The sequence below is a fragment of the Pseudomonas sp. GW822-FHT02G04 genome (assembly GCF_058802085.1).
The window spans coordinates 16,973-29,314 of sequence record NZ_JBXANU010000004.1 but is presented as its reverse complement, the minus strand read 5'-3'; the positions used below and the strand labels follow the sequence as shown (position 1 = coordinate 29,314).

The following is a 12,342-nucleotide window of genomic DNA, read 5'->3' as shown; positions in this document are numbered from 1 at the left end:
GGGCCTATGACCATTGTAGGACGGGGTGCGTTGTCATGACGATAGTCGTCGAGCAGGGTGAACTAAGCTTGGATAAGGATGAGCCTGTCCGTTCACTTCCAGCCCGTTGAAAGATCTCAACGCGCCGGTGCTGTCACAAGGAGCACACGATGCTTCACATCAGAACGCCCCTGATTCTGCACCCTGGCCTGTCCACTGCGACCCGGCGAATCTGGCTCAAGCTGGAAAACCTGCAACCCAGCGGCTCGTTCAAAATGCGTGGCATGGGCCTGCTGTGCAGTCAGGCGGCGGAGCAGGGCAAGCGCAAAGTCGTCTGTCCTTCCGGTGGCAATGCCGGTCTGGCCACGGCCGTGGCCGCCGCCAACCTTGGGCTGAAGGCCTGCATCGTGGTGCCGAACACTACCCCGGAAACCACCCGCGCCAGAATCAGGAAAACCGGTGCCGAGGTGATTGTCCATGGCAAGGTCTGGGACGAGGCCAATCAACGGGCGAAAGAACTCGCGCAGGGCGCGGATACCGAATACGTGCCGGCTTTCGATCACCCGGTGTTGTGGGAAGGGCACAGCACGATGATCGATGAAATCCTCGAGGACTGTCCCCAGGTCGATGCGTTGGTGACCTCCGTGGGCGGCGGTGGTTTGCTGGCGGGCCTGCTCACCGGCCTGATCCGTCATCAGCGCATGGATTGTCGGATCGTTGCGTGCGAAACCCAGGGCGCGGCGTCGTTCGCTGCTGCCATCGCTGCCGGTCACCCCGTCAGACTGCCACGCATCGACACCGTCGCCACATCACTCGGCGCCGCGCAAGTGGCCGCCTGGCCGGTGCAGCACATCCTTGATTTTCCGCACGAATGCGTGGTACTCAGCGATGACGAGGCGATCATGGGTGTGGTTCGTTACGCCAACGACCTGCGCCAGTTGGTCGAACCGGCGTGCGGCGTTTCATTGGCGATTGCCTACCTCGATCATCCGGCAATTGCCGAGGCCCATGACGTGGTGATTGTCGTGTGCGGCGGCGTCAGCATCAGCGCGCAGCTGGTCGCCGGCTGGGCACGCCTGTCCGCTGGGGTTGAGAAAAACAGCGCTGAAGCAAGGTAGGGCTGAGTAGCCCTACCGCTTGCATTTGAGATTTTATTGACCCGCTGGTACACCTTCCTGAACGAGGATCGCTCTGGCCAGGTCTTCATCGCTGGCCTTCAGGTCGGGATGATTTTGGCGAATCTCCTTCAACACCGATTCCAGGTAGACGCCACGGATCGTACCGCCGCTGGCGACAAAACTGGAGGCGTCATCCCGGGCGGGAATGACCATTTTGTGATCCTTGAACGTTGAGTACAGCGATGCGGAGACCCCGGCTGAGGTGGCGACATCGCCCGCATCCACACGGGCCATGGCTGAGCCAAAGGGCAAGCAAAGCACGAGTGAAGATACTAAAAACAGACGGCGCATGACGGCGTCCTCCGAAAGCGTGAAGCGTGAAGGAAGTAACACATAATTTAGGATGCCTGGCGGTGGTCAGGAGTTCCCTGCTGATCGACATATGCACCGGCGACTGTTCACTCAATTCCAGCCAGATCTACCGTCATGCGACCCGTAGCGGGAGCGTCGATGCTTTCGACCGAGCGCTCACCGGCGCGTTCGAGCAGTGGATACGCCAGTGCGGCGATGTGGTGATGCATGCGCCGGTAATCACGCAGTACCCGCTGGAAAATATCACCGGATTGCGCCCAGGTACTTTTGTCTTCCTGCAACTGGCGAAAGTGCTCGCGGCTGGCGCAGGCTTCGAGCCTTCTGACGGTCTCCTTGCGCTGGATCAGTTGATGGGCGGTGGCGATGTCTTCGCGCAGGAACACGGTGATCGCCAGGCTCAGGCTTTCCAGAACGGCGTCGTGCAGCGGGGCGATGTTGCCCAGTTCGAAGGCCGAGAACTGTTCACCCTGGCGCAAGCGGCGCATGGCCAACAGCGCGAGGCTGCTGGAAAGAATGTCCGCGGCATGTTCGAGGTTGATCACGAACGTGAGGATTTCCTGGGAACGATCGGCATCGATGTCACTGATGCCTTCCTTGCCGATGTCGGCCAGATACGCGCGAATCGCCGCGCTGAGCAGGTCCAGGGATTGATCGATCCGCCGCACTTCATCGGCGCAGGCCGGTAGCGATGTGTGCAACAGCTGCAGCATCCGGCCGAGCATGGCCGAGAACATGTCGGTCATGCGCAACGCTTCGCGAGCGGCATTCGACAGGCCGATGTTGGCCACTTCCAAGCCAGCCTCGTCCAGATAGCACGGCATGCCGGGATCGACATCCCGCTCAGGTGCTGGCAGTAGTCGGGTGAGGGCATTGGCGAGCACATCGGTCAGACCGATGAACACCAACGCCAGCAGCAGATTGAAACCGGTGTGCAGGCACACCACCAAGGTCGGGGGCGCGAGCGGCGCCTGAGCGAGTAACCCGGCAAACGGCAGGATCACCAGGGCACCGACCGCGCGCACCAGCAGATTGCCCAGCGGCAGGCGTCGGCCGACGCTCGATCCGGCATTGATCACCGAGGGCAGCGCACCGCCGATGTTCACCCCCAGCACCAGCGCGACGAGGGTGCTGGCCGAGAGCATGCCAGTGGCGGCCAGCGAGACGATCAGCAAAACCACGGCCACGCTGGAGTGGCACAGCCAGGTGAGGATCAGCGCCACCAACAGCGCAATGACCAGGTCGCCCTCGAGGCTCTGCATGATCAGCTGGAAGATCGGCGTGCCTTCGACTTCCGCCAATGTGGAGCCGAGCATGTGCAAGGCCAGCAGCATCAGCCCCAGGCCGATCAGTGCACAACCGACGCTTTCGTAGCGCGAGTCATCGCGCAGCCGAAAGACGATCAGGCCCGCCAGCAAAACGCTGGGCGTGAGCATCGACACATCGACGCTGAGCAATTGCACCACCAGGGTCGAGCCGATGTTGGCGCCGAGCATCACCGCCAGGGCCGGCGCCAGTCCCAGCGTCCCGGCGGCAGTGAACGAGGTCGCCATCAGGCTCACGGCGGTGCTGCTTTGCAAGACCCCGGTGATGCCGATTCCCGATAGCAAGGCCATCCAGCGGTTGTTCAGGTTGTGGCCCAGCCACTGGCGCAACGGCGTGCCGAAGCCGCGTAACAGCGCCGAAGAAATCATATGAGTGCCCCACAGCAACAGAGCGATGGAGCCGGCGAGGTTGATCAGTAGAGTAGTTCCCGACATGAGGACTCTCCCTTGTTTCGTGTTGCATTTATTGAAGGCCCGGGAACTGGAACGTGGTATCTGACGAGCACATGACTCCTACAGGTCCACAACTAATTCAAATAATTCAGCTTTTTGACGGGCAATAAGAAGTTGTCGGATTCCCATGTAAGGAAACCGTTCTGGAAGGACATTAAAGTGCCTTCAGATCAATTGAAAGTGCGTGCCCCGGTAGACAGTCCGAGCCTCGGGCTCGCCTGCTGGAAGAGGCGCGCGATGCGCCAACTTTGTGGGTCCTGACTGTCGTCGAAGCTCCAGCGTTGCTGAAGCCGGCCCGTCACCGGGCAGACGCGCCAATTAGCACGAGGGTGTGCCTGGGCGTGGGTAGAAGGGGCGGAGAACGGGGCGCAGAGCCGAGTCGTCGGCAGACGCTCACGGCAAGGCTTGACCCGCATGGTCGATGCAAAGGCGCGTACGCCCGGCATTACAGTGGTTTTGAAGTTCATAACATGCCTCTGGGCCGGACTGATTCCGGTGAGGCAAGTTACGGTGGAGCGTCAAGCTCTAGCGCAGCTCACCCGACCGAAAAGTCGAGGCCCGTCATTGTCTGGGTTATGTGCCAGATCCTGCGTGTGAGCAGTCATCCGACAGCGACTAGATACTGTGTCCATTGAATTCTTTTGTGAGTTGAAAAAGGCCGTTGTTATCGGCCGGCGCAATTTACTCAGGCAGGTTGGCAAAGTCAATCGCCGATAGCCGGTTAAGTGGGAAGTGTTCAGGTTAATGACAGTTAATTGTCGTTTTGAAAATCGTTAAATGGAAAGTTAAATATAAAGTGTGAACTCCCCCTACGCAGAGCGTAGGCTGGCGATATTCTCCAGCCTGATCGATTATCACATCCAGGGTTGGCTTGAATGAGTGGAGGGCAGGTGAGCGTCGATATCGAATGCGTGGTGGTCGGGGCTGGAGTGGTCGGGCTGGCGGTGGCCAGAGCCCTCGCCCGGACCGGGCGAGAAGTGATCCTGGTCGAGGCGGGCGAGGGGATTGGCATGGGCATCAGTTCGCGTAATTCGGAAGTGATCCACGCCGGGATCTACTACCCGAGCGGCAGTCTCAAGGCGCAATTGTGTGTGGAGGGCAAGTAACGTCTGTATGCCTTCTGCGATGAGCGCGGCGTCGATTACCGACGCCTCGGCAAGCTGATCGTGGCCACCGATGACCGCCAGCGCCATGCCTTGCAGGCGTTGCTGGAGCAAGGCCGGCGCAACGGTGTCGATGACCTGCAATGGCTGGATGCCGGGCAGGCAGGGACGCTTGAACCGGCGTTATCTTGTGTCGCCGCGCTCTGGTCGCCGTCCACCGGGATTGTCGATTCCCACGCCTTGATGCTGGCGCTGCAGGCCGATGCCGAAGCCTGGGGCACTTCGATGGCCTTCCATACGTCGCTTACATCGGCCCGTTGTACCGAACAGGGTTTCGAGCTGCACATGGGTGGAGCTCAGCCGATGACCTTGAGCTGTCGTGAACTGATCAACTGCGCCGGACTGTCCGCGCCAGAGGTGGCGAGCCGGATCGAAGGCTTGCCGGCGCGGCACGTGCCCAAGGCCTGGCTGTGCAAGGGCAGCTACTTCAGTTTCAGCGGTCCGGCGCCATTCCGGCATCTGGTGTACCCGGCGCCGGAAAACGCCGGGCTGGGCGTGCACATGACCTTGGACCTGGGCGGTCAGGCGCGTTTCGGGCCGGATGTCGAATGGGTCGAGCAGGTCGAATATCGCGTCGACCCCCGTCGTGGCGAAGGGTTCTATCAGGCGATCCGGCGCTACTGGCCGGCATTGCCCGATGACAGTCTGCAACCGGCCTACAGTGGTATTCGCCCGAAAATCAGCGGGCCGACCGAGCCGGCCGCCGATTTTGTCATCAGCGGCCCGGACGTCCACGGTGTACCGGGTTTGGTCAACTTGTTCGGCTTAGAATCGCCGGGGTTGACCAGTTGCCTGGCATTGGCCGAACGGGTGGTGCAGCGTTTAATTCGCGACGAGATTCTTTAGGTTGCGGCATGACCGATAATCAGCGTTTACGATACTGCCCGCCGTGAGGGCTATTCTTGGCAGTGCGCCCATCGCTATGGGAGATCATCTGATGATCAACGTACGCACTGCCCGCATGCTCGCCGATTACAAGCGCTGGGCCGATCAGCGACTCTTCGACAGCCTCATGGCGCTGCCACCGGAAGAACTCAATCGCAAACGGGTGTCGGTGTTCAATAACATGATCGGCGCCTTGAACCACACCTACGTGGTGGATTGCATCTGGCAAGCTCATCTGGAGGGTCGGGGGCACGACTTCAAAACCTCCCATGGCCTGCTCCATACCGAGCTCGCCGAGTTGCGAATGGCACAACAGGAGATTGATCAATGGTTCTGTGGCTGGAGCTCGGCCCAGACCGAGGAGTCGCTGGATAAACCCATCGAATTCACCTCCATGTCCGGGGAAAGCGGGGTCATGAGTGCCGGCGCCATGTTGTTGCATGTGGTCAACCATGCCAGCTATCACCGGGGCTGGGTGATCCAGATGTACTTCGAGATTCCGGCCATACCGCCGATCACCGACCTGTCAGAGTTTTTGCGCGAGGTTCCGGGGTATTAAGCTCCCCACAGGGTAATGCTGTTCACTTAAGTCATTTCAGCCGCGTTCGTAATTCTTTGTAGCAGTTGCCAAAGGGGTGCGCATGTCCGGATTTGTGGGAGTAACTGACCGATCGACCCGACTCTCCCTTTACCGACGACCATTCGTCGCTACTGTCAGATCTGACAGTAGTCAGCTCCTCTCCAACTCGTGTGTGATAGCGCCAGCCATTGCGCCGAAACAACGGCCGGCTATGTCGTCCAGCGAGGGAGCGTTTCCATGACCACCGAGAGCAACAACTTACCGGATAACACTGCGTTAGTCCTGTTTTTACCTGATGTGCCCGGAAGTACAAAACCGGTGGAGGGAGCCCATTGTGGTGTGCCAATCCATGTGGCTGATCTGCCGCCCATGGGCGCGAAGGTAAAAGTAGGCGCGTACCTGTACCAGGCGCCGAACGACACCGTTGTGCTCAACCTGAATGGCCAACCGAACATCGCCAGCGGACAAACCGACACCGATGCCTCCGACACCCTCATCAACCTGCCGAAACGCCTGCTACTAGCGGATATCGTCAACCGTCTGACGTACACCGTGTTCCGTGGCAGTCAGAACGAAGGCACTTCCGGCCCGCTGGAGATCTTGTACAACGCCATCCGGCCTGGCAACGAAGACACCGAGCCGGGGCCACCGCATGATCACTCCCGACTGGAATTGCTGTTGCCCGACGCCATCAAAAACGGCGTCGGCCCGGACTTCCCAGTAGCCGGTGTTCAGGTGTGTGTGCGTTATCCCTATTGCCGGGCCTACGACCTTATTCGCCTGAACTGCAACGGTTATGACGTCTACCACACCGTCACCCCAAGCCAGGCCCCGGCGCAAGGCTCGGACACCCCGGTGACGGTGTGCTTCACCGTGACCCGAGCCGACCTGGAGGCCGCCAAGGACCATCCCCGGTTTGTATTTTCGTTCACCGTCACCGACCAGGTCGGGAACGGGCCTGACACCGATTCGCCCTGGTCGGCCGCGCATATCGTCGATGTAGACCTGGCCGGCAGCCGATTGCCGGCCGCGCTGCTGCGCGAACAACTGAACGATCCGGGCGATGACTTGAGTCTCATCGACCTGGAAAAGCTGCTCGGGAAGCCGTTGCTGTTGATCATCCTGACCGGCGATGTTCGTTTTCAGCTGGGTTACACCATCAACGCCGTCTACACCGCCACCTTGAGCGGTCAGCCGGACATAGTGGTCCCGGTGTCGGGAACGGTTGAAGCGGATGAATTCGGGCAGAAAAAGCTCTGTGTGCTGGAGGTGCCGAACGACAAGGTCCTGGCCGGGTACGCGGTGAAGGTGACGTATGACCTGTTCAACGGCGCCACCTTGGTTGGAAGCTCTAAAACCGCCACGGCGTTGGTGGTGGGTGAAAACACGATCGATTTAACCCGGCCGACGCTGGTGGCCCCAGCCATTAACCCCATCGATGCGCTGCGCTATCCTCAGGGCGTGCAGGTGCAGGTCGTGTTTGCGGCGGCGTTGCCGGGTGATCAGGCGCAACTGTTCTTGCTCAATCCGTTGCCGGGCTCGCCGGCGTTTCCCGTGCTGCCACTGGATCAGACCTTCGCCATCTTCACGCTGGATGCGGCCTTTCTCGGTCAGTGGCACGGCAAGGTGCCGCAGTTGGGCTGGAAACTAATTCGGGGCGGGCAGGGGATTGCCGAGTCGTTGCCGTTGGTGCTGACGGTGCAGGCCATCTCGAGCGAGGATGGGCGTCTACCGACGCCGACAGTGGCCAACCAAACCGGTCGGGAGCTGCATGTCCCCCCGCTGGCGACGAGCGATCGATTCAAGCTAGCGCGCTGGCCGTTGCAGGCGAAAGGGCAACGGGTGTGGCTGCGGTATGACGGCTTCCTGGACAACGGCACCGCCACCGAGTTCGTGATATGGACAGGCCAACCGCATAACTATGAACCCGAGAGGGAGTTCTCGACCCCGCTGACGGCGGCCTTAATCGCCTGGCTCAAAACCCTCAAGGACGGCAGCGAGGTCACGATCACTTTCGCGGTGAATTTCGACAGGGTGGCCAATGCGGCGACCGCAGTGAGTTTTCCGCGGCGGGTGTACACCGTCAAGGCTGCGCTGGAATTAGACCTGAAGGCGCCATCGATCAAAGAAGCGCCCAGCGGCGCGCTGAAGCCCATTGACGCTGAGAAAAGCCTGACGGTGCTGATCAAGCAATACACAGACATGGATCGCGCTCACAAGGTCGTCGTGGAATGGAAGGGCACCGCAGGGGACGGTTCACTGGTGACCGAGCCGGTTGAGGTGGGTAAGGTCGCAGATCTGGAGATTGCGATCGACAACCGGGTAGTGGCTTTCAACCTGGGTATGCGAGTGATGGTGAGGTACGGGATTATTGTGGGTGATGCTGAGCCGCAATGGTCGGAGGTGTGGCCGCTCGACGTGTTAGCAATCCCTGATAAGAGTCTGGATTGGCCGACGCCGACGGTGCCTCAATCGCCCGACCAGAACGTATTGGATCTGAGCGTGTTTGAGGGTGATGCGGCGGTTAAGTGCATAGCGTGGCCGTTGATCAGGGCCGGGCAACGGATTTGGTTGCGCTGTCATGGCACCCGGGCGTCGGACAACTCGCAATACCCAATCGTGCTGGCCAACGGGATCGAGATCTCGGAAGCCGAAGCAGGTGCGGGTTTGAACAAGGTCTTGCTGCGCAGTGAGCTGATGAAGCTGAAGAATGACAGTGAACTGCGCATTGAGTTGAAGGTGAGCTTTGAAGGAATCAGCAATGAAGCGGCGGCGGTGACGTTTAGGGAATTGAGATTGATGGTAAAAACGATACCGGAATTCTTTGTCGATACCACACCAATTACCCTGAATGGAGCGAACATCTCTATTGCGGGCTCAGGGCTCAATTGGAGTCGTACCGGACAAGACCCGGCCGGCACCGCCGAGCACCGTCCTGCGACCGGCGGCACACCCCCGTACTCATACCAGCCCCGTGATCCACTTATCGCCTCGGCAGACAGTGCCTCCGGGATGATCCGCAGCGAAGGGAATGGTACAACCACCGTCGTTGTGTCGGACGCGGCGGGCAGGTCAAAGGAAATCATCGTCAGGGCATCCAATGTCACTCGCGTACTGTACAATCGTAACGCCCTCACTCAACCTCAAGCCCTCGCATGGGTGCGCTCCGTCGGAGGCCAGGTTTTTCCTAACCTACCAAAATCATCACACCCATACTCCACAATGAGTACCAAATACTTCATCCCCCCTCTCGGCAACGCCCCGCAAACTTACTATCACACAGGCGGCACCACGGCAGCCCCAGCCCCACCTCCACGCCTGATCCATTACACTGTCGGTTTTTACCCCCTTGCCTCATATTTCGGCGTGGACATCGGCCAACACACATACCCCATACCCGCAATATGCCTAGCCCCTTAATGGTTCTCAGGCGGAAAAGGGGACGTACCTATTTTAGGGAAAAGGGGACGCATTTATTTATCAGTCCGGTCTCCTGGTGGATGCTGCTCTCTAGGCTGCGCAACGGCCCCGAACAAGGGACCGCTGCACAGCCAGCCTCAGTTATCCACTCTCCACAGCAGACTACCCCTACTTAGGCAGATCAATCTTATCCAGCACCCGGTTCGCGGTGATCTCCGCCACCATGATGCTGTTGGAAATGCCCAGCAGGGCGTAGCGTGACTCACCCTCCAGATGATCCACCAACTGGTGCACCATCACATCGACCGAGGCCAGCGTCTCGACCAGAAACACCGCCAGGGTTTCGGCCGTCGCCTCTGGGGTTACGGCAAACAGCTTGCCGGGTTTACGCGCAGTGGCTTTGATGTCGGCGTTCGACGGGAAGTGGAAGTCGAGAGCCCGCTCGGCGGCTTCGTTGAGTTTCTTTGAATCGGGTTCGTACGGGGAGACCGGATCGGTGTCCGGTGGGTTGGGCGTTACTTTGAACATAGTTGCTTACCTTTTGTATTAGGGGCCGCAACCATCTCGCGACTAAACGAGGGTGGCAGCCGTGCGCAAGTTAGTCGACCGGCAAGGTAAAGCAAAATCCGGCGCGTCCGAAGACGCCTTGCGCACAGCTGCCATAAAGTACAGGCGAATACCTGACTGACGATGCTCGTGCGACCGCTTTACCTTAGCCGGGCGACTAAACCCGATCACTGATGGGCAGTGACGGGAATCAAGTTATCGAGCGGCCCCAAGGCGCACAAGCCGGCGGATTCTGGCGCAGCCGTAGGCAACGACGCAAGGTTTTGTAGCTTTCAGGAAGTATCCATGAGGGCACTTAAACAAGCCCGTTTCACGGTTAAACACGAGCAAGGGGTCAAGCCTGGGGAATCAGGCTCTGCCGGCAATCGAGTATCAATTGCGCGCCACCCAGCTCGCTGTCGCCCACTTCCAGCGTAAACCCATGCAGGCTGACGATCGCCGCGACGATCGACAGGCCCAGGCCGAATCCGCTTTGCGGGTTGCCGCCTTCGGCGCGATAGAAACGCTGAAACACTGCCTCTCGCTCGGCCAGCGCAATGCCGGGGCCGGAGTCGAGTACTTCGATGCGCGTATGCCCGGCATCATTCACCCCACGCAGAATCACCCGGCCGCCCGGCGGTGTGAATTTGATCGAGTTGCTCAGCAGATTCGCCACAGCTTCGAACAACAACGCCCGGTCGCCGTTCAGTTGCGGCAGGGACTCGGGCAGTTGCAGCTCAAAGGTCAGTTCACCTTCTTCCGCCAGCGGCAGATAAAAGTCGTGCAATTCTTGCAGCAACGGTACCGGGTCCAGCTGCACGAAACCCGAACGGCGCTGGCGATCCTCCAGCTCGGAAATCCGCAGCAAACCACGAAAACGCGCCATCAAGGTATCCGCCTCGCCGAGCACGGAATCCAGTTGCACGGCCAGCGTCGAGCCTTCATCGGCCTGCTGCTGAATCCGGTACAGCTGCGCCCGCAGGCGGGTCAGCGGCGTGCGCAGGTCATGGGCGATGTTGTCGCACACGCCCTTGACCTCGTGCATCAAGCGCTCGATGCGTTCGAGCATGGCGTTGACGATGGCGGCGAGCATGTCCAGTTCGTCACGGCGATTGGACAACGGCAGGCGCCGGGTCAGGTCGCCGGCGACGATGGCTTCGGCGCTGGCCTGGATCGCCCGGATCCGCCGCAGCGGGCGCCGTCTCAATAAATGCCAGCCGGCGATGCCCGGCAAAATCGTCAGCGACACGCCCCACAACAGCGCGTGCAGGATGATCCGGGTCACCGCGAACAACGAACCGTTGTCCCGCACCAGCACCAGCCAGCGGCCGTCCAGGGTTCGGGTCGCGACGGCGTCGCAGCTGTCGGCGGGCAGGGTCGGGTCGTCGGATTCGACGCAATCGCCGAGCATGTGAATCTTGCCGTCCAGCGGCAGGCCTTCGGGGATCTGGCGCAAGGCACCGCTGAGGTAGCGCTGCTGGTCATCGAACAGGCCATAGGCATCGATGCCGCGAATGTCGAAGGTCATGCTGGCGGCGAGGGCGTCCACCAGTTGCTCGCCCTGGAAGCGTGAAAACAGATGCTGACGTTGCATCAGCGAGTGTTTGGCGAGGGTGTCGAGGTAGCTGGACACTTCGTAATACATGACCCCCATGAGAATCGCGCTCCAGGCCACGAACAGCGAACTGTAAAGCGCCAGCAAGCGGCTGCTGGAGGAGCGCCAGCCTTTAGAGGGGTTCAGCAATGACATAACCCGAGCCTCGCACGGTCCGAATCAGTGGGACTTTGCCTGGCGGGTCGATTTTCTTGCGCAGACGGCCGATGTGCACGTCGATCAGGTTGGTGCCAGGGTCGAAGTGATAACCCCAGACTTCTTCGAAAATCATCATCCGCGACAAAATCTGCCCGGTGTTGCGCATCAGAAATTCCAGCAACTTGTACTCGGTGGGCAACAGCGTCAGCAACTGGCTGTCGCGGCTGGCCTCGTGGCTGATCAGGTTCAGCTCCAGATCGGCCACGCGCAACGTGGTGGCCTGTGCGGTCACGGTGTTCTGCCGGCGCAGCAAGACTTCGACCCGGGCGGCCATTTCATCGGTGGCGAACGGTTTGGTCAGGTAATCGTCGCCGCCGGCGCGCAAGCCTCGCACTCGTTCATCGACATCGGAGAGGGCGCTGATCATCAGGATCGGCGTGGCTACGCCCATGGTGCGCAGAGTGGTGACAATCGCCAGGCCATCGAGCTCCGGCAGCATGCGATCGAGGGTGATCAAGTCGTAGTCGCCGCTGACGGCGCGCTCCAGGCCTTCGCGGCCATTGTCGACCCAATCCACCTCAAGGCCGTGGCTGCTCAGTTCGGCGACGATTTCCCGGGCGGTCACGGCGTCGTCTTCGATGGTCAAGATGCGGGTCATAGGCTGCCTGATAATCGGTTCAATACGAAATTGCGAGCATTTTGCCAAGAATTACGTGCGGCTTATTAAATTAACTTTCATGTGGCCTCGTGA

At 60.1% G+C, this 12,342-nt stretch carries 9 protein-coding genes and 1 pseudogene; 4 read left to right on the top strand and 6 right to left on the bottom strand.

Features of this window, described 5'->3' with window-relative positions; translation table 11 throughout:
* Positions 1–149: 149 nt before the first annotated feature.
* On the top strand, positions 150–1,097 hold the full coding sequence (locus tag AC1RO5_RS07045; RefSeq protein ID WP_493173908.1) for a pyridoxal-phosphate dependent enzyme: 948 nt from the start codon (positions 150–152) through the stop codon (positions 1,095–1,097).
* Between the two features lie 33 nt (positions 1,098–1,130).
* Here AC1RO5_RS07045 and AC1RO5_RS07040 read toward each other — a convergent pair whose 3' ends face one another.
* The 3 genes from AC1RO5_RS07040 to AC1RO5_RS07030 form a co-directional block, all read right to left on the bottom strand.
* Complete coding sequence (locus AC1RO5_RS07040) at positions 1,131–1,448, bottom strand: DUF2388 domain-containing protein (protein WP_026286632.1); 318 nt, start codon at positions 1,446–1,448, stop codon at positions 1,131–1,133.
* Between the two features lie 107 nt (positions 1,449–1,555).
* A complete protein-coding gene (locus AC1RO5_RS07035; RefSeq protein ID WP_493173907.1) occupies positions 1,556–3,226 on the bottom strand; it encodes a Na/Pi cotransporter family protein in 1,671 nt (556 codons plus the stop codon).
* 188 nt (positions 3,227–3,414) lie between these two features.
* On the bottom strand, positions 3,415–3,711 hold the full coding sequence (locus AC1RO5_RS07030; protein WP_493173905.1) for a hypothetical protein: 297 nt from the start codon (positions 3,709–3,711) through the stop codon (positions 3,415–3,417).
* A gap of 423 nt (positions 3,712–4,134) precedes the next feature.
* On the opposite strand from AC1RO5_RS07030, the pseudogene AC1RO5_RS07025 reads away from it, so the two are divergent.
* The 3 genes and pseudogenes from AC1RO5_RS07025 to AC1RO5_RS07015 all read left to right on the top strand — a co-directional run bounded on the left by AC1RO5_RS07025 (position 4,135) and on the right by AC1RO5_RS07015 (position 9,292).
* Positions 4,135–5,253: pseudogene (locus AC1RO5_RS07025) on the top strand (NAD(P)/FAD-dependent oxidoreductase).
* A 91-nt stretch (positions 5,254–5,344) separates the two neighbouring features.
* Positions 5,345–5,851 (top strand): DinB family protein, encoded by a 507-nt coding sequence (locus AC1RO5_RS07020; protein ID WP_493173903.1) that lies wholly within the window; start codon positions 5,345–5,347, stop codon positions 5,849–5,851.
* A gap of 258 nt (positions 5,852–6,109) precedes the next feature.
* A complete protein-coding gene (locus tag AC1RO5_RS07015) occupies positions 6,110–9,292 on the top strand; it encodes an immunoglobulin-like domain-containing protein (protein WP_493173901.1) in 3,183 nt (1,060 codons plus the stop codon).
* Between the two features lie 168 nt (positions 9,293–9,460).
* Here the strand turns inward: AC1RO5_RS07015 and AC1RO5_RS07010 are convergent, their stop codons facing one another.
* From AC1RO5_RS07010 to AC1RO5_RS07000, 3 genes are all read right to left on the bottom strand, one after another.
* Entirely contained in the window at positions 9,461–9,820 is a 360-nt protein-coding gene (locus tag AC1RO5_RS07010) for a DUF6124 family protein (protein WP_493173899.1), read from the bottom strand.
* Between the two features lie 373 nt (positions 9,821–10,193).
* Positions 10,194–11,588 (bottom strand): sensor histidine kinase, encoded by a 1,395-nt coding sequence (locus AC1RO5_RS07005; RefSeq protein WP_493173897.1) that lies wholly within the window; start codon positions 11,586–11,588, stop codon positions 10,194–10,196.
* A complete protein-coding gene (locus tag AC1RO5_RS07000; RefSeq protein ID WP_007934994.1) occupies positions 11,566–12,249 on the bottom strand; it encodes a response regulator transcription factor in 684 nt (227 codons plus the stop codon). The genes AC1RO5_RS07005 and AC1RO5_RS07000 overlap by 23 nt, the downstream gene beginning before the upstream one ends.
* Between the last annotated feature and the right edge of the window lie 93 nt (positions 12,250–12,342).

Excerpts from the sequence above, each read along its gene's own strand:
- AC1RO5_RS07045 (WP_493173908.1), top strand. The coding sequence starts at position 150 with ATGCTTCACATCAGAACGCCCCTGATTCTGCACCCTGGCCTGTCCACT.
- AC1RO5_RS07040 (WP_026286632.1), bottom strand. The coding sequence starts at position 1,448 with ATGCGCCGTCTGTTTTTAGTATCTTCACTCGTGCTTTGCTTGCCCTTT.
- AC1RO5_RS07035 (WP_493173907.1), bottom strand. The coding sequence starts at position 3,226 with ATGTCGGGAACTACTCTACTGATCAACCTCGCCGGCTCCATCGCTCTG.
- AC1RO5_RS07030 (WP_493173905.1), bottom strand. The coding sequence starts at position 3,711 with ATGAACTTCAAAACCACTGTAATGCCGGGCGTACGCGCCTTTGCATCG.
- AC1RO5_RS07020 (WP_493173903.1), top strand. The coding sequence starts at position 5,345 with ATGATCAACGTACGCACTGCCCGCATGCTCGCCGATTACAAGCGCTGG.
- AC1RO5_RS07015 (WP_493173901.1), top strand. The coding sequence starts at position 6,110 with ATGACCACCGAGAGCAACAACTTACCGGATAACACTGCGTTAGTCCTG.
- AC1RO5_RS07010 (WP_493173899.1), bottom strand. The coding sequence starts at position 9,820 with ATGTTCAAAGTAACGCCCAACCCACCGGACACCGATCCGGTCTCCCCG.
- AC1RO5_RS07005 (WP_493173897.1), bottom strand. The coding sequence starts at position 11,588 with ATGTCATTGCTGAACCCCTCTAAAGGCTGGCGCTCCTCCAGCAGCCGC.
- AC1RO5_RS07000 (WP_007934994.1), bottom strand. The coding sequence starts at position 12,249 with ATGACCCGCATCTTGACCATCGAAGACGACGCCGTGACCGCCCGGGAA.